The following is a 16,591-nucleotide window of genomic DNA, read 5'->3' on the forward strand; positions in this document are numbered from 1 at the left end:
GTTGAGTTCTCAAGGAACGGACGCTTCCTTCAGTCCCGTCTCCGGGCCCTCCGGGCGCTTCCCTCCGGTACTTCATTTCGTTCCGTACTTCGTGTTTCCAACCTTACCAGATTCATTTGGCTGTTCTTGCCTCTTGAATTCCGGTGGCCTTTGGACTGGCCTTTTGCCTTTCGGCTGCTCCGACTTTATCAGAGTGATCCGAGTCGGATTTCCCTCTGTCCAGGAGTGCCAGGCACATGATTTGTACCGGGTTCCCGTCCAGGTGGAGCCGTAAACGTACTGGAGCGGAGGGCGTCGATGCAAATCGAGGCCCTCCGCTCCCGGCTCGGGATCAGACACCGGCCGTCAGGCGGCAGTTGGCGGCGTCAGACCTCGACGACGACAGGAAGGATCATCGGGCGCCTGCGGTAGGTGTCCGAGACCCACTTGCCCACCGAGCGGCGGACGAGCTGCTGAATCTGGTGCGGTTCCGCGACACCGTCCAGGGCCGACCTGGCGATGGCCTCTTCGACCTTGGGAAGCACGGCGGCGAACGCCGCGTCCTCGATGCCGGAGCCCCGGGCGTGGAAGTGAGGGCCGCCGACGACCTTGCCCGTCGTGGAGTCGACCACCACGAAGACCGAGATGATTCCCTCGTCACCGAGGATGCGGCGGTCCTTGAGGGAGGTCTCCGTGACGTCGCCGACCGAGAGTCCGTCGACATAGACATAACCGGCCTGGACCTTGCCCACGATCCTGGCCTTGCCGTCGACCAGGTCGACGACGACGCCGTCCTCCGCGATGACGATGTGGTCCTTGGGAACCCCCGTCAGCGCGCCCAGTTCGGCGTTGGCACGCAGATGACGCCATTCACCGTGGACCGGCATCAGGTTCTTGGGCTTGCAGATGTTGTAGAAGTACAGCAGCTCGCCGGCCGAGGCATGGCCCGAGACATGGACCTTGGCGTTGCCCTTGTGGACGACGTTCGCGCCCCATCTGCTCAGGCCGTTGATGACGCGGTAGACCGCGTTCTCGTTGCCCGGGATGAGCGACGACGCCAGGATCACCGTGTCACCCTGGACGATCCGGATCTGGTGATCGCGGTTGGCCATGCGTGAGAGCGCGGCCATCGGTTCGCCCTGGGAGCCGGTGCAGATGAGGACGATGTCATGGTCCGGAAGGTCGTCGAGTGCCTTGACATCGACGACCAGACCCGCCGGGACCCGCAGATAACCCAGGTCGCGGGCGATGCCCATGTTGCGGACCATCGAGCGGCCGACGAAGGCGACCCTGCGGCCGTACTCGTGGGCGGCGTCGAGGATCTGCTGGATGCGGTGCACATGACTGGCGAAACTGGCCACGATGATGCGCTTCTGGGCGCTGCCGAAGACCTGCCGCAGGACATTCGAGATGTCCCGCTCGGGCGGGACGAAGCCCGGGACCTCCGCGTTGGTGGAGTCCGCCAGCAGCAGGTCGATGCCCTCTTCGCCGAGCTTCGCGAAGGTCGGCAGGTCGGTCAGCCTGCGGTCCAGCGGAAGCTGGTCCATCTTGAAGTCGCCGGTGTGGACCACCATGCCCGCGGGAGTGCGGATGGCGACGGCCAGCGCGTCCGGGATCGAGTGGTTCACCGCGACGAATTCGCAGTCGAACGGTCCGATGCGCTCGCGATGGCCCTCGGTGACCTCAAGGGTGTACGGCCGGATGCGGTGCTCCTGAAGCTTCGCCTCGATCAGCGCCAGCGTCAGCTTGGAGCCGATCAGCGGGATGTCCGCCTTCAGCCGCAACAGGTAGGGGACGCCACCGATGTGGTCCTCGTGGCCGTGCGTGAGCACGATGCCGTCGATGTCGTCGAGGCGGTCCCGGATCGTGGTGAAGTCCGGCAGGATCAGGTCGATGCCGGGCTGTTCCTCCTCCGGGAAGAGGACGCCGCAGTCGACGATGAGCAGACGGCCGTTGTATTCGAAGACCGTCATATTGCGGCCGATCTCGCCCAGGCCGCCGAGCGGGGTGACGCGCAGGCCGTTCTTGGGCAGCTTCGGCGGGGCGCCGAGTTCGGGATGCGGATGACTCAAAAGACTCTCCTCACCACGCGCGCCACGTGCCGTTGAGGCACGTGGCGCGCATGACATTCGTGCACTTGCTGTTGTCTGTGTGGACCGGTTGTCCGGGTACCTCTGTCTTCGCGTATTCAGTTGTGAAGTCTGTGGTTAGAGCTGTACCCCGCCGGCCGCAAGATCGATCTTGAGCTGGGCCGTTTCATGGGCCGACAGCTCGACGAGCGGGAGGCGCAGGGGCCCGGCCGGCAGCTTCTGCAGCGTGAGCGCGGCCTTGGTGGTGATGACACCCTGAGTACGGAACATGCCGGTGAAGACCGGGAGCAGCTTCTGGTGGATCTCGGTGGCCTTCTGGACATCGCCGGTGAGGTGCGCGTCGAGAAGCGCGCGCAGCTCCGGAGTGACCACATGGCCGACGACCGAGACAAAGCCGACCGCGCCGACCGAGAGCAGCGGGAGGTTGAGCATGTCGTCGCCCGAGTACCAGGCCAGACCGGACTGTGCGATGGCCCAGCTCGCCCGGCCGAGGTCGCCCTTGGCGTCCTTGTTGGCGACGATGCGCGGATGCCGCGCGAGACGGACGATCGTCTCGGTGTCGATGGGGACACCGCTGCGGCCGGGGATGTCATACAGCATCACCGGCAGGCCGGTCGCGTCGGCGATGGCGGAGAAGTGCCGGAAGAGGCCCTCCTGCGGCGGCTTGTTGTAGTACGGGGTCACGGCGAGCAGGCCGTGTGCGCCGGCGCGCTCGGCGGCGCGGGCCAGCTCCAGGCTGTGGTGCGTGTCATTGGTGCCGACGCCCGCCACGACATGAGCGCGGTCTCCCACGGCCTCCAGGACGGCCCGTACGAGCTGATCTTTCTCCGCGTCGCTGGTGGTCGGCGACTCGCCGGTGGTGCCGTTCAGGATCAGGCCGTCGTTGCCTGCGTCCACCAGATGAGCGGCGAGCCGCTGGGCACCGTCGAGGTCGAGTGCGCCGTCCGCTGTGAAGGGCGTGACCATCGCGGTGAGGACCCGCCCGAAGGGGGTCTGCGGAGTGGAGATCAGAGCCATGGGTAACACGCTACTCGCTGCTCAGCTCGCCGTGTCCCTTTGGGGGACGGGACAAGAGGAGCCCGGCACTGCCTGCTCGGGGGTTCAAGCAGTGCCGGGTCCGTTTGATCAGCGTAGATGAACTTCTCGAAACGCCGCAATCCGGACGCTTCACTCGGCCGACCGTACATCAGTGCCCGGGACAGCGGTTATGGAGCGACCCGGCCGTTGCCGTTGAAGGCCGCATGGGTGAGCGGCATGAGCTTTGCCCAGTGCTCCTCCATCCGCTCTCCGACCATCTCGATCTCACGTTGTGGGAAGGACGGAACCTTCGCCTGTTCGTGCTGGGTGCGCAGGCCGAGGAAGTGCATCAGCGAGCGCGCGTTGCAGGTGGCGTACATCGACGAGAAGAGGCCGACCGGGAGGACGGCGCGGGCCACCTCGCGGGCGATGCCGGCGGCCAGCATGTCCTGGTATGCCTCGTACGCCTGGAGGTAAGAAGTCTCCATCGCGCGGGAGGTCAGCTCCTGCTGCTCCGGAGTGCCGTCGGCGAAGACGTATTTCCCCGGCCGGCCCTCCTGGACGAGCTTGCGGGACGGGCCGGGGACGTAGAAGACCGGCTGCAGCTCGCGGTAGCGACCGGACTCCTCGTTGTACGACCAGCCGACGCGGTGGCGCATGAATTCGCGGAAGACAAAGATCGGAGCGCTGATGAAGAAGGTCATCGAGTTGTGCTCGAAGGGGCTGCCGTGCCGGTCACGCATCAGGAAATTGATGAGCCCCTTCGACCGCTCGGGGTCCTTCGACAGCTCCTCCAGGGACTGCTCGCCCGCGGTGGACACCCGGGCGGCCCACAGCACATCGGAGTCACCCGCGCTGTGCTTCACCAGCTCGACGCTGACATCGCTGCGGAAGCTCGGTTTGGTCTCGGCGGGGGTGTCGCTCACCTGCTGGGTCCTTCCAGTCACATCACTTGGGCGGCGTCCACTCTACGGCGCGCCACTGACAGTGAAGGCCGGGACGGTCCCTTGTGGCGTTCACTCGACAAAGCGCGGAATGCGGGCACCGAATGGTTCTGTTGTTCGTCTCCATGAGTAGCGGCTGACACATCAGTGGTGTCCCGTTACGAGATCGCAAGGAGAGTCACCCATGTTTCGCCGGCGTGAGGCCGTCCCGTTCGCATTCGTCGCCGAGGCCGACCGCTTCCGCAGTAACGTCACTCCGCCTCCCAGACCGCGCGCGAGCAAGTCGCAGCAGGTCAGCCGGGTTCTGGTCGGTCTGGCCGTGGCGGCCGGATTCGCCGGTTCGCTGTTCTTCGGGCTGCCGTCGCTGGAGTCGGATCAGGCGTCCGGGCACGCGCAGCGTTCCGAGGCGTCCCAGGGCCGCTGACTCGTCCGGCCCCCCTCGGGTGGTCCGGCCCGGGCCGTGATCGATAGCCTCACCGGGCACAGCAATCGAGCGTGCTTGTGAGTGAGGATCAGTCGTGCCCCTGCCCTTCCTGACGGCCGACCGTGCTTTTGACGCGACCACCGAGGATGTCGCGCTGCCGTTCGACGATCATGACCATTGGCGGCGTCCGTACCGCCCAGGCCCCTGGCGGGTGGCGGCGGCCGCGCTGCTTCTGCTGCTCGCCTCGTTCGTACTCCTCGCCGCGGTGATCACCGCGGCCGCCGGCGCGGTGCCGGGCGCGGCGCTGTGTCTCGGTCTCGCGGCGCTGGGAATCGCCGTCGCGTTGCGGATGCTGCGCATGGGCACGTGGGTGAGCCGGCACGGCGTGCGCCGCGTGAGCCTGCTGACGACCACGACGGTGCCGTGGAACCAGGTCACGGCCGTCCGCACCGTCCAGCAGCCCGTGCGGTGGCTCGGGCTGCCGCGCACCGTGCAGGGACAGGCGCTCCTGCTCGTACGCCGGAGGGGCGAGCCGCTGCCGCTGCTCACCGACCACAACGCGGACTTCCTGTCGCGTGCTGTGGCCTTCGACCGGTCGGCCGACACGGTCGAGGCGTGGAGCGACGAATACCGTCCGGCCTGACGTCCGCGGCAACGGAGCGGGGCCCGGCCTGAGCAGGCCGGGCCCCGCTCTGTCGTGGGCGGGCTGGTCCGGAGGTGTGGCGGGTCAGGCCTCCACGGGCCTGCCGTCGTGGAGCGCGATGGCCCGCTGCATCGCCTTGCGGGCGCGCGGGGTGTCCCTGGCGTCGTGGTAGGCGACCGCGAGCCGGAACCAGCAGCGCCAGTCGTCCGGTGAGTCCTCCGTCTGCGCGCGGCGCTCGGCGAAGACGGCGTCCGCGGAGTCCCGGTCGATACGGCCGCCCGGAGTACGGACCAACTCGTCGAGCGGCAGACCGCCTTCGGCGTCCAGTTCCGCCGCGAGCCGGTTGGCGCGGCTGACGAACTGGGTGTTCTTCCAGAGGAACCAGATGCCGATGGCCGGCAGGATCAGCACCGCGACCCCGAAGGTGACGGTGAGCGCGGTGCCTTGCTGGATCAGCAGCACGCCGCGGCTGCCGGCCAGGAGGAAGTAGAGGACCAGGACAACGGCGGTGACACAGTAGGTGATCTTCGCGCGCATGGGATCAGCTCAGGTCGAGGAAGTGTTCGAGGCCGAATGTGAGGCCCGGAGTGGAGACCACGCGGCGTACGCCGAGCAGGATGCCCGGCATAAAGCTGCTGTGGTGCAGGGAGTCGTGGCGGACGGTGAGGGTCTCGCCCTCACCGCCGAGGATGACTTCCTGATGGGCGAGGAGGCCCCGGAGGCGTACGGAGTGCACCGGCACCCCGTCGACGTCCGCGCCGCGTGCGCCGTCCAGCGCCGTGACCGTGGCGTCGGGCTGGTCGCCGAGGCCCGCTTCCGCGCGGGCGGCGGCGATGAGCTGCGCCGTGCGGGTGGCGGTGCCCGACGGAGCGTCGGCCTTGTTGGGATGGTGCAGCTCGATGATCTCGACCGACTCGAAGTAGCGGGCCGCGGTCCGCGAGAACTTCATGGTGAGGACCGCGCCGATGGAGAAGTTCGGCGCGATCAGCACACCTGTCTCCGGAGACGCGGCCAGTGAGGTGTTGAGCTGCGCGAGCCGCTCGTCGGTCCAGCCGGTGGTGCCGACGACCGCGTGGACGCCATGGCGCACGCAGAAGTCGAGATTGCCCATCACCGAGGCCGGAGTGGTCAGTTCCACCGCGACCTGGGTGCCGGTCTCCACCAGGGTCTCCAGCTTGTCGCCCCGGCCGAGGGCGGCGACCAGTTCGAGGTCGTCGGCGGCCTCGACGGCCCGTACGGCCTCGGAGCCGATACGGCCCCCGGCTCCGAGAACGGCCACGCGCAGCTTGCTCATTGCTCTGCTTCCTTCAGCTTCGTGGTGCGGCCGGTCAGCGGGAGACCGCTTCGTCCAGCCGGGCCGCCTGCTTGTCCTTGAGCGGTCCGATGACCGACAGCGAGGGGCGCTGTCCCAGTACATCGCGGGCGACCGCGCGTACGTCGTCCGGGGTGACGGCCGCTATCCGCGCCAGCATGTCGTCGACGGACATCTGCGTTCCCCAGCACAGCTCGCTCTTGCCGATCCGGTTCATCAGCGCGCCGGTGTCCTCCAGGCCGAGGACGGTGGAGCCGGCGAGCTGGCCGACGGCGCGGCCGATCTCCTCGTCGCTGAGTCCTTCGGCGGCGGCGCGGTCGAGTTCGTCGCGGCAGATCTTCAGTACGTCATGGACCTGGCTCGGGCGGCAGCCCGCGTAGACCCCGAAGAGTCCGCAGTCGGCGAAGCCCGAGGTATAGGAGTAGACGCTGTAGGCGAGTCCGCGCTTCTCCCGTACCTCCTGGAAGAGCCGGGAGCTCATACCACCGCCGAGCGCGGTGTTCAGGACGCCGAGGGCCCAGCGGCGCTCGTCGGTGCGGGACAGACCCGGCATGCCGAGGACGACATGGGCCTGCTCGGTCTTGCGGTTCAGCACCTCGACGCGGCCCGCGGTGCGCAGGGAGCGGCTGCCGTCGCGGGGCGCCACGGGTATGGCGTCCGTACGGGACAGGGCTCCGGCCTTCTCGAACGCGCGGCGGACCTGGCGTACCACCGTGGCGTGGTCGACATTGCCCGCGGCCGCGACGACAAGGCGCGTCGGGTCGTAGTGCTTGTGGTAGAAGCGCGCGATCCGGTCACGGTCCAGCGCGTTGATGGTGTCGACGGTGCCGAGGACGGGGCGGCCGAGAGGGCTGTCTCCGAACATGGTCTCCGCGAACAGATCGTGCACGCAGTCGCCGGGATCGTCCTCGGTCATGGCGATCTCTTCGAGGATGACGCCGCGTTCGGCGTCGACGTCCGCGGCCTCGATGAGCGAGCCGGTCAGCATGTCGCAGACGACGTCGATGGCCAGCGGCAGATCGGTGTCGAGCACCCGCGCGTAGTAGCAGGTGTACTCCTTCGCCGTGAAGGCGTTCATCTCGCCGCCGACCGCGTCGATGGCGGAGGAGATGTCGAGGGCGCTGCGCTTGTGCGTGCCCTTGAAGAGGAGGTGTTCCAGATAGTGGGTGGCGCCGTTGAGGGCCGGTGTCTCGTCCCGTGAGCCGACCTGGACCCAGATACCGAAGGTGGCGGAGCGCACGGACGGCAGGGATTCGGTGACGACGCGCAGGCCGCCGGGGAGGGTTGTACGGCGGACGGTGCCGATGCCGTTCTCGCCCTTGAGCAGTGTTTGGGTACGGGCGACGGCCCGCGCCTCCGAGGAGGGGCGGGCCGTCGTCCGGGGACTACGCGTCACTGGGCGGAGTCGTCCTTCTTCTCGTCTGTCTCTTCACCCTCGATCACGGGGATGAGGGAGAGCTTGCCACGCTGGTCGATCTCGGCGATCTCGACCTGGACCTTCTGGCCCACGCCGAGCACGTCGTCGACGTTCTCCACGCGCTTGCCGCCGGAGAGCTTGCGGATCTGCGAGATGTGCAGCAGACCGTCCTTGCCCGGGAGCAGCGACACGAACGCACCGAAGGTGGTGGTCTTGACGACCGTGCCCAGGTAGCGCTCGCCGACCTCCGGCATGGTCGGGTTGGCGATGCTGTTGATCGTGGCGCGGGCGGCCTCGGCGGCCGGTCCGTCGGCGGCACCGATGTAGATGGTGCCGTCGTCCTCGATCGTGATGTCGGCGCCGGTGTCCTCCTGGATCTGGTTGATCATCTTGCCCTTGGGGCCGATGACCTCACCGATCTTGTCCACCGGGATCTTGACGGTGATGATCCGCGGAGCGTTCGGGGACATCTCGTCCGGGACGTCGATGGCCTCGTTCATCACATCGAGGATGTGGAGGCGCGCGTCGCGGGCCTGCTTCAGCGCGGCGGCCAGGACCGAGGCGGGGATGCCGTCGAGCTTGGTGTCGAGCTGGAGCGCGGTGACGAAGGTCTTCGTACCGGCGACCTTGAAGTCCATGTCGCCGAAGGCGTCCTCCGCACCGAGGATGTCGGTGAGGGTGACGTAGTGCGTCTCGCCGTCGATCTCCTGCGAGATCAGGCCCATGGCGATACCGGCGACGGGAGCCTTGAGCGGCACACCGGCGTTCAGCAGCGACATGGTGGAGGCGCAGACCGAGCCCATCGACGTCGAGCCGTTGGAGCTGAGCGCCTCGGAGACCTGGCGGATGGCGTACGGGAACTCCTCGCGCGTCGGCAGCACCGGCACGAGCGCGCGCTCGGCCAGGGCGCCGTGGCCGATCTCGCGGCGCTTCGGCGAACCGACGCGGCCGGTCTCACCGGTGGAGTACGGCGGGAAGTTGTAGTTGTGCATGTAGCGCTTGCGCGTCACCGGCGAGAGGGTGTCGAGCTGCTGTTCCATGCGGAGCATGTTGAGGGTGGTGACGCCCAGGATCTGGGTCTCGCCACGCTCGAACAGCGCCGAGCCGTGCACGCGCGGGATGGCCTCGACCTCGGCGGCGAGCGTACGGATGTCCGTGACGCCACGGCCGTCGATACGCACCTTGTCCTTGATGACACGCTCACGGACCAGGGACTTCGTCAGCGAGCGGTACGCGGCGGAGATCTCCTTCTCGCGGCCCTCGAACTGCGGGAGCAGCTTCTCGCCCGCGAGCGCCTTGACGCGGTCCAGCTCGGCCTCGCGGTCCTGCTTGCCGGCGATGGTGAGCGCCTGGGCGAGCTCGGACCTGACGGCCGAGGTGAGCGCCTCCAGGACGTCGTCCTCGTAGTCGAGGAAGACCGGGAACTCGCCGGTGGGCTTGGCGGCCTTGGCGGCGAGGTCCGACTGTGCCTTGCACAGGACCTTGATGAAGGGCTTCGCGGCTTCGAGGCCGGCGGCGACGATCTCCTCGGTGGGAGCCTCGGCGCCGTCCTTGACGAGCTGGATGGTCTTCTCGGTGGCCTCGGCCTCGACCATCATGATCGCGACATCGCCGTCGTCCAGGACACGGCCGGCGACGACCATGTCGAAGACGGCGTCCTCAAGCTCGGTGTGCGTCGGGAAGGCGACCCACTGGCCCTTGATCAGCGCGACGCGGGTGCCGCCGATCGGACCGGAGAAGGGCAGCCCGGCGAGCTGCGTGGAGCAGGAGGCGGCGTTGATCGCGACCACGTCGTACAGGTGGTCGGGGTTGAGCGCCATGATCGTCTCGACGACCTGGATCTCGTTGCGCAGGCCCTTCTTGAAGGACGGGCGCAGCGGGCGGTCGATCAGGCGGCAGGTGAGGATCGCGTCCTCGGAGGGCCGGCCCTCGCGGCGGAAGAATGAACCGGGGATCTTGCCGGCGGCGTACATCCGCTCTTCGACGTCCACCGTGAGCGGGAAGAAGTCGAGCTGGTCCTTGGGCTTCTTCGAAGCGGTGGTGGCCGACAGCACCATGGTGTCGTCGTCCAGGTAGGCCACGGCGGAGCCGGCGGCCTGACGGGCCAGCCGGCCCGTCTCGAAGCGGATGGTGCGGGTGCCGAAGGTTCCGTTGTCGATAACGGCCTCGGCGTAGTGGGTCTCGTTCTCCACTAGTGATTTCTCCTCGTCTTCGTCCGGTGCCCGTGTGGCAGAGGACGGTGGCGGAGAAGCGCTCCTGGTTGCGGGCCGGTCTTCGATCGAAGCACCCGGGGCGGCGGCATGGGCCGCGCCGTTCCGAGCGCCACTACCGAGGACCGGCGGCGGCGGAGGTCGCTCCTCCTCTTCAGTTGTGCTCCTGCGTCCAGATTACTGAGCTTCGCCCCGGGACGACATTCCGGCCGTCCGGGTCGGGGCGCCCGGTCCCGGCCGTGATGGCTCAGGGTCCGGACATACGCCAAGGGAGCGGTTCCCAGGAAGTGGGAACCGCTCCCTTCACGGCGTGCTTACTTGGCACCGCCGGCCGCACCGCGGCGGATGCCCAGGCGGTCGACCAGCGCACGGAAGCGCTGGATGTCCTTCTTGGCCAGGTACTGCAGCAGCCGGCGGCGCTGACCGACCAGGATCAGCAGACCACGGCGGGAGTGGTGGTCGTGCTTGTGGAGCTTGAGGTGCTCGGTCAGGTCCGAGATCCGGCGCGACAGCATGGCGACCTGGACCTCGGGGGAGCCGGTGTCACCTTCCTTGGTGCCGAACTCGGTCATGATCTGCTTCTTCGTAGCGGCGTCGAGCGACACGCGTACTCCTCGTGGGTTTCTTGGCCACCGAGTGCCCCAGGTCTCATACTCTGAGGAGCTTCCGTTACTCGGGAGGCGGGATCCGCTGGGCGCTGACCGCGGAGCCGATGACTCCGGGATCACGTACACAAACGGCCGTCGCCCAGGGTACCAGCCCGTAGGAGCCCGGCAGACCGCGCGGTCTGCCGGCCGGGACGGCCCTCTGGAAGCTCGGGAAGCGGTCCTCGTGGGCTCGTGAAGGCCGGCCGGACCGCGTTCAGCCGCTGGTGAGAGCGCGGGCCGCGGTGAAGACGTCGAGCACGGCGAGGCAGAGCGGCACCAGGGAGAGCAGCAGCGCGCCCTCGGCGAGGTCGAGGAGCCGGCCCCAGAAGGGCGAGAGGCCCTTGCGCGGCACGATCAGGCCGGTCGCGGTGATCAGCGCGGCGCCCGCGGCGACGCTCGCGGTGAGCCAGATCGTACGGATGTCGAGGGAGCCCCGGTCGCCGTACATCAGGAGTTCCCTGACCAGGTCGGCGGGCGGGTTCAGCGACAGGCCGAGGATCAGCAGCGCGATGGCGGAGATGCCGGCGACCAGCGCGCAGGCGACCTGCGAGGTGTAGCGGAAGAGCCGGGCGCGCAGCAGCATCGCCAGCCCCGCGGCGAGGGCCAGAAGCTGGCCCCAGACCGTGTGTGAGAAGCCGAGGACCGCGGCGGAGCCGACGACGACGGCGGAGCAGCCGCCGACCAGGCCGAGCAGCATCTCGTGGCCGCGGCGCGCCTGCGCGGCGATGCGCTCGGCGTCGACGGGCTCCGCCTCGGCGGTGACGTCCGGATCGGCGAAGGTGTCGTCGCCGTAGCCGCCGCTCGCGGCGCCGCGCGGAGCGGCGTAGCCGATCGGCAGCCGGGCGAACCGGGCCGAGAGGCCGGGCAGGAAGGCGACGATCCCGATGGCGACCGGAGCGCAGACGGCGGCGGTCTCGGTGGCGGAGGCCTCGGTGAGGATCGCCACGAAGGTCGCGAGGGTGCCGACGGTGGCCAGGAAGGTGGTGGCGACGAAGGGAGCGTCGCCGCTCGGGGTCAGGGCGACGAGAGCGACCGACGCGATCAGTACGGTGACGCAGCCGAGCAGGAACTGGAGCCGGCCCGGGCCCTGGCCCGCGTCAGGACCGATGATCCCGGAGCCGCCGATCAGCAGCAGCGGCAGTGCGCCGAGTCCGAGGGCCACGGCGGTGGCGCGGTCCGCGTAGACCCGTGCCCGTACGCCGGCGAAGGCCGTCAGCAGCAGGCCTGCCGCGCCCGCGACGACGCCGGGCAGGCTGTGCATGTCGTGCCGGACGGGATCGGCGAACCAGAGGACGAAGCCCATGAGGACAAGCAGCAGGACACCGCCGACGAGTCCGGCGCCGCGCAGCAGGTCGTCGCTCCACAGATGGCGGTCGCGCCGGACCGCGGCGGCGACGGCGTCCGAGACGTCGTCGAAGACCGCCGGCGGCAGTGACTCGGCGAACGGGCGGAGGCTGAGGACCTCACCGTCGAGCACCCGCTGGGCGGCGAGCGTGCGGGACCCGTCGAGCACGGTGCCGTCACGCCTGACCAAGTGATAACCGGTGGGCGCGCCCACCGTCTGGGTCTGGCCGGTGAGCCGGAGAATCTCCGGGTGGACGTCGGCGACGGCGATGTCCTCCGGGAGCGCGACATCGATCCTGCTGTCCGGCGCCACGACAGTGACACGACAGAAGCCCGTCGCTGCGGTCGTACTCACGTCTTGACCCCCTGATTCGCGGTTGCGCACGCTGCGCGCGCCACCCTACCGGGGCGCGCGGAGCACGGCTGCAAGTAGGATCACCGTCGCGCGGAGGGAGACCGTCGCCACGGGGGCGCCGGTACGGAATTGCCCGTCCGTATTGAGGGATTGATGCGCCCGTGAGCCAGATCGTCGTCAAACGTCCGCCACGGTCCCTGCCACCCGAAGTGCCTGCGGACGCGGTGACGTTGGAAGCCCCGCCCGAACTGCCGCGTGGCCAGCAGGAGGGCATGCTCATGCAGGTCCTGCCGGTCCTGGGCATGGGCTCCTCGGTGGTCTTCTTCTTCTCTCCGCAGGCTCCTCCGTTCATGCGGATCATGGGCGTGCTGATGCTGGTCTCGACGGTCGGGATGGTCGTCGCACAGATCGTCAGATACCGCCGCGGTACGCAGGGGCAAATTGCCGATGTCCGGCGCGACTATCTGAAGTACCTCGCGCAGTCGCGTCGTACGGTGCGCAGGACGGCCCGTGCGCAGCGCGACGCGCAGCTCTATCTGCATCCCTCGCCGGAGCAGCTCTGGTCGGTGGTGGCCGAGGGGTCGCGGGTGTGGGAACGGCGCGTCGGTGACGGCGACTTCGGACAGGTACGGATCGGGCTGGGCGCGCAGCAGCTCTCGACTCCGCTGATCGCTCCCGACACCGCGCCGGTGGACGAGCTGGAGCCGCTGTGCGCCGGTGCGATGCAGCGGTTCCTGGCGGTGCACGGCTCGTTGGACGGGCTGCCGATGGCCGTGTCGATGCGCGCTTTCTACCATGTGACGGTCTCCGGTGAGCCGGAGTCCGCGCGGTCCGCGGCGCGTGCGCTGGTCGCGCAACTGGTGACGCTGCACTCTCCCGAGGACCTGATGGTCGCGGTGGTGGTGGCACCGGCCGCGGCGGCGCGCTGGGACTGGGCGAAGTGGCTGCCGCACACGCAGGTCCCCGGGCAGATCGACGGGGCCGGTACGAAGCGGCTGTTCGGCGACGACCTCGGAGAGCTGGAACAGCTTCTGCGGAGCAGGCTCGACGGGCGCCCGCGGTTCGGCCGGGACAGCCAGCCGGTGCTGGACCAGCCGCACATCGTCGTTGTGCTCGACGGCGGGATGGTCCCGCCGGATTCGCTGTTCGCCGCGGCCGAGGGCCTCCAGGGCGTCACGATCGTGGAGGTCGTGGCCGGCGAGCTGGACGAGCCTCGGGGCGGCCTCTCCGTGGTGGTACGGCCTGGCCGGCTGCGGCTGGAGTCCGGCGCGGGTGTCGCGTACGAGGGCGTACCGGACGGGATCTCGCTGCCCGTCGCCGAGGCGCTCGCGCGGCAGCTCGCGCCGCTGCGGACCGGCGGAGGTGACGACGACGAACCGCTGCTGGCCAACCTCGACTTCACCGATCTGCTCAATCTCGGCGACGCGGCGGCCGTCGATGTCGCCCGCACCTGGCGGCCCCGGTCGACGGCGGAACGGCTGCGGGTGCCGATCGGCGTCGGCGAGGACGGCCAGCCGGTGATGCTGGACCTCAAGGAGGCCGCGCAGGAGGGCATGGGCCCGCACGGGCTGTGCGTCGGCGCGACCGGTTCCGGCAAGTCGGAGCTGCTGCGGACGCTGGTGCTCGGCCTCGCCGTCACCCACTCCTCGGAGACGCTGAACTTCGTGCTCGCGGACTTCAAGGGCGGCGCGACCTTCGCCGGGATGTCGCAGATGCCGCATGTCGCGGCCGTCATCACCAACCTCTCGGACGATCTGACCCTGGTCGACCGCATGGGCGACGCGATCCGCGGTGAGCTCCAGCGGCGTCAGGAGCTGCTGCGCTCGGCCGGCAACTACGCCAATATCCATGACTACGAGAAGGCGCGCGCGGCCGGCGCGGCGCTCGAACCGCTCGCCTCGCTCGTCCTGGTCATCGACGAGTTCTCCGAACTCCTCACCGCCAAGCCCGACTTCATCGACATGTTCATCCAGATCGGCCGGATCGGCCGTTCGCTGGGCGTGCATCTGCTGCTCGCCTCGCAGCGTCTGGAGGAGGGCAAGCTGCGCGGTCTCGACACCTATCTCTCGTACCGGATCGGTCTGCGCACCTTCTCGGCGGCCGAGTCGCGTACGGCGCTGGGTGTGCCGGACGCGTACCACCTGCCTTCGGTGCCCGGCTCCGGCTATCTCAAGTTCGGCACCGACGAGATGACCCGTTTCAAGGCGGCGTACGTCTCCGGTACCTACCGCACCGGCGGCCCGGATCTCTCGGTGGGACAACTGCACATCGAGCGCCGCCCCGCGCTCTTCACCGCCGCGCCCGTGCCGGTGGTGTACGCGGCGCCGGACCCGGCTCGCTCGCACGCTCCGGCCACCTCGGAGGACGACGCGCTCGCGGACACCGTGCTGGATGTCATCGTGCGCCGCCTCGACGGACAGGGAGTGCCCGCGCACCAGGTGTGGCTGCCGCCGCTGGACGAGGCGCCGACGCTGGACCAGTTGCTGCCCGGTATCGCGGCGACCGCCGACCGCGGTCTGAACGCGGCCGAATACAGCAGGCCCGGTGGTCTCGCCGTCCCGCTCGGCCTGATCGACAAGCCGTTCGAGCAGCGCCGCGAGGTGCTCTACCGGGACTTCTCCGGCGCGGCCGGCCATATGCTCGTCGTGGGCGGCCCGCAGTCCGGCAAGTCGACCCTGATGCGGACGCTGATCTCGTCGTTCGCCCTCACCCACACTCCGCACGAAGTGCAGTTCTACGCGCTGGACTTCGGCGGCGGCGGACTTGCCTCACTGGCCGATCTGCCGCATGTCGGCGGGGTCGCGTCGCGGCTCGATCCGGAGCGGGTACGGCGCGCGGTCGCGGAGGTCCTGGGAGTGCTCAACCGCCGCGAGGAGTTCTTCCGCGCGAACGGCGTCGACTCCGTCGCCACCTACCGCCGCAGGCGCGCCGCCGGTGAACTGCCCGGCGAGGCCTGGGGCGACGTCTTCCTGGTCATCGACGGCTGGGGCGGCTTCAAGAACGACTACGACATGCTGGAGCCGGTCATCTCCGACATCGCCGCGCGCGGTCTCGGATACGGCGTCCATGTCGTCGTCACCGCCGCCCGCTACATGGAGGTGCGGGCCGCGCTCAAGGACCAGATGCTCGGCCGGCTCGAACTGCGGCTCGGCGACGTGATGGACTCCGAGTTCGACCGCAAGGTCGCGGCGAACGTCCCGACCGGTGTGCCGGGCCGTGGCCAGGTGCCGGAGAAACTGCACTTCATGGGTGCGCTGCCGCGCGTCGACGGCGTCAGCGGCGCGGCGGATCTCTCCGACGGTACGGCGGCGTTCGTCCGGGCGGCGAAGGAGAGCTGGGCGGGCCCGCCGGCACCGGCCGTGCGGCTGCTGCCGCGCAGGCTGCCCGCCGAGCAGTTGCCCAAGGGCTTCGAATTCCCGCAGCACGGCATCGCGATCGGTATCGACGAGACCAATCTGGAGCCGGTCTTCGTCGACTTCGAGACCGACCCGTTCTTCATGGTCTTCGGCGAGAGCGAGGCGGGCAAGACCGCGCTGCTGCGGCTCATCGCCAAGCAGATCTCCGAGCGCTACACGCCGGAGCAGGCGCGGATCGTGGTCGGTGACTACCGGCGCACGATGCTGGAGGCCGTCGCGTCCTCGCATCTCCTTGAGTACGCGCCGATGGCCTCGGCCATGCAGATGCACATGGACGCCATCGGTACGGTCATGAACAAGCGGGCACCCAAGCCGGACATCACTCCGCAGCAGTTGCGCGACCGGAGCTGGTGGAACGGGCCACAGCTCTTCGTGATCATCGACGACTACGAGCTGGTCGCCACCAACTCGGCCAACCCGCTGGCCGCTCTGGTGGAGAACCTGCCGTTCGCCCGCGACGTCGGCATCCGTTTCATCGTCGCGCGCAACGCGGCGGGCGCGTCACGCGCGATGTACGAGCCGTTCATGCAGCGGATGAAGGAGCTCGGCGCGCAGGGTGTCATCCTCTCCGGCGATCCGGGCGAGGGCGACATCCTCGGCGGCGTCCGGGCCCGTCCGATGCCGCCGGGACGGGGCACGTTCGTCTCACGCAAGCGCGGTGCGCCGCTGGTGCAGCTCGGCTGGCTGGCGGACCGCTAGGCCCTGTCTGACACATCCCGCCTGGCCTGCGACGCCTGGCACGCACGCTCACCGCGTTGTCGGAGTCATCCGAGTACGTCCAGTACACGGATGA

12 protein-coding genes are annotated in these 16,591 nt (G+C 69.0%); 3 read left to right on the plus strand and 9 right to left on the minus strand.

Annotated features, from left to right (window positions below; all coding sequences use genetic code 11):
- Nucleotides 1-365: 365 nt before the first annotated feature.
- The 3 genes from PV679_RS34645 to thyX form a co-directional block, all read right to left on the minus strand.
- Nucleotides 366-2,051 carry a ribonuclease J gene (locus tag PV679_RS34645; protein ID WP_319685132.1) on the minus strand — a complete coding sequence of 562 codons (1,686 nt, stop codon included), beginning with the start codon at nucleotides 2,049-2,051 and terminating at the stop codon, nucleotides 366-368.
- 135 nt (nucleotides 2,052-2,186) lie between these two features.
- On the minus strand, nucleotides 2,187-3,086 hold the full coding sequence (gene dapA / locus PV679_RS34650) for a 4-hydroxy-tetrahydrodipicolinate synthase (RefSeq protein WP_319685135.1): 900 nt from the start codon (nucleotides 3,084-3,086) through the stop codon (nucleotides 2,187-2,189).
- Nucleotides 3,087-3,274: 188 nt separating this feature from the next.
- Nucleotides 3,275-4,012, minus strand: coding sequence for an FAD-dependent thymidylate synthase (gene thyX, locus PV679_RS34655; protein ID WP_319685137.1), 738 nt, complete (start codon nucleotides 4,010-4,012; stop codon nucleotides 3,275-3,277).
- A 202-nt stretch (nucleotides 4,013-4,214) separates the two neighbouring features.
- On the opposite strand from thyX, the gene PV679_RS34660 reads away from it, so the two are divergent.
- Together PV679_RS34660 and PV679_RS34665 are read left to right on the plus strand one after the other, a co-directional pair.
- Entirely contained in the window at nucleotides 4,215-4,454 is a 240-nt protein-coding gene (locus tag PV679_RS34660) for a hypothetical protein (protein ID WP_319685138.1), read from the plus strand.
- 94 nt (nucleotides 4,455-4,548) lie between these two features.
- Nucleotides 4,549-5,097, plus strand: a complete 549-nt coding sequence (locus PV679_RS34665; RefSeq protein WP_319685140.1) for a hypothetical protein — start codon at nucleotides 4,549-4,551, stop codon at nucleotides 5,095-5,097.
- A gap of 84 nt (nucleotides 5,098-5,181) precedes the next feature.
- On the opposite strand, the gene PV679_RS34670 is transcribed toward PV679_RS34665, so the two are convergent.
- The 6 genes from PV679_RS34670 to eccD form a co-directional block, all read right to left on the minus strand.
- Entirely contained in the window at nucleotides 5,182-5,634 is a 453-nt protein-coding gene (locus tag PV679_RS34670; protein ID WP_319685142.1) for a hypothetical protein, read from the minus strand.
- A gap of 4 nt (nucleotides 5,635-5,638) precedes the next feature.
- Nucleotides 5,639-6,391: a 4-hydroxy-tetrahydrodipicolinate reductase gene (dapB, locus tag PV679_RS34675; protein ID WP_319685144.1), complete on the minus strand. Its 753-nt coding sequence runs from the start codon at nucleotides 6,389-6,391 to the stop codon at nucleotides 5,639-5,641.
- A gap of 34 nt (nucleotides 6,392-6,425) precedes the next feature.
- Nucleotides 6,426-7,805 carry a pitrilysin family protein gene (locus PV679_RS34680; protein ID WP_319685146.1) on the minus strand — a complete coding sequence of 460 codons (1,380 nt, stop codon included), beginning with the start codon at nucleotides 7,803-7,805 and terminating at the stop codon, nucleotides 6,426-6,428.
- Nucleotides 7,802-10,018: a polyribonucleotide nucleotidyltransferase gene (locus PV679_RS34685; RefSeq protein ID WP_319685148.1), complete on the minus strand. Its 2,217-nt coding sequence runs from the start codon at nucleotides 10,016-10,018 to the stop codon at nucleotides 7,802-7,804. Before PV679_RS34685 ends, PV679_RS34680 begins: the two co-directional genes overlap by 4 nt.
- 332 nt (nucleotides 10,019-10,350) lie before the next feature.
- The gene (gene rpsO, locus PV679_RS34690; RefSeq protein WP_319685150.1) at nucleotides 10,351-10,641 is read right to left on the minus strand and encodes a 30S ribosomal protein S15; all 291 of its coding nucleotides are present in this window, start codon (nucleotides 10,639-10,641) and stop codon (nucleotides 10,351-10,353) included.
- Between the two features lie 256 nt (nucleotides 10,642-10,897).
- Nucleotides 10,898-12,382: a type VII secretion integral membrane protein EccD gene (eccD, locus tag PV679_RS34695; protein ID WP_319685152.1), complete on the minus strand. Its 1,485-nt coding sequence runs from the start codon at nucleotides 12,380-12,382 to the stop codon at nucleotides 10,898-10,900.
- A 161-nt stretch (nucleotides 12,383-12,543) separates the two neighbouring features.
- Here eccD and eccCa point away from each other — a divergent pair, with 161 nt between their 5' ends.
- Nucleotides 12,544-16,497 (plus strand): type VII secretion protein EccCa, encoded by a 3,954-nt coding sequence (eccCa, locus tag PV679_RS34700; protein ID WP_319685154.1) that lies wholly within the window; start codon nucleotides 12,544-12,546, stop codon nucleotides 16,495-16,497.
- Nucleotides 16,498-16,591 lie beyond the last annotated feature (94 nt).

This window comes from Streptomyces sp. AK02-01A, assembly GCF_033795305.1.
Taxonomy (GTDB): Bacteria; Actinomycetota; Actinomycetes; order Streptomycetales; family Streptomycetaceae; genus Streptomyces.

What these genes read in the sequence shown, in the direction of transcription:
- dapA (WP_319685135.1), bottom strand. Translation starts at nt 3,086, where the DNA reads ATGGCTCTGATCTCCACTCCGCAGACCCCCTTCGGGCGGGTCCTCACC.
- dapB (WP_319685144.1), bottom strand. Translation starts at nt 6,391, where the DNA reads ATGAGCAAGCTGCGCGTGGCCGTTCTCGGAGCCGGGGGCCGTATCGGC.
- PV679_RS34670 (WP_319685142.1), bottom strand. Translation starts at nt 5,634, where the DNA reads ATGCGCGCGAAGATCACCTACTGTGTCACCGCCGTTGTCCTGGTCCTC.
- PV679_RS34660 (WP_319685138.1), top strand. Translation starts at nt 4,215, where the DNA reads ATGTTTCGCCGGCGTGAGGCCGTCCCGTTCGCATTCGTCGCCGAGGCC.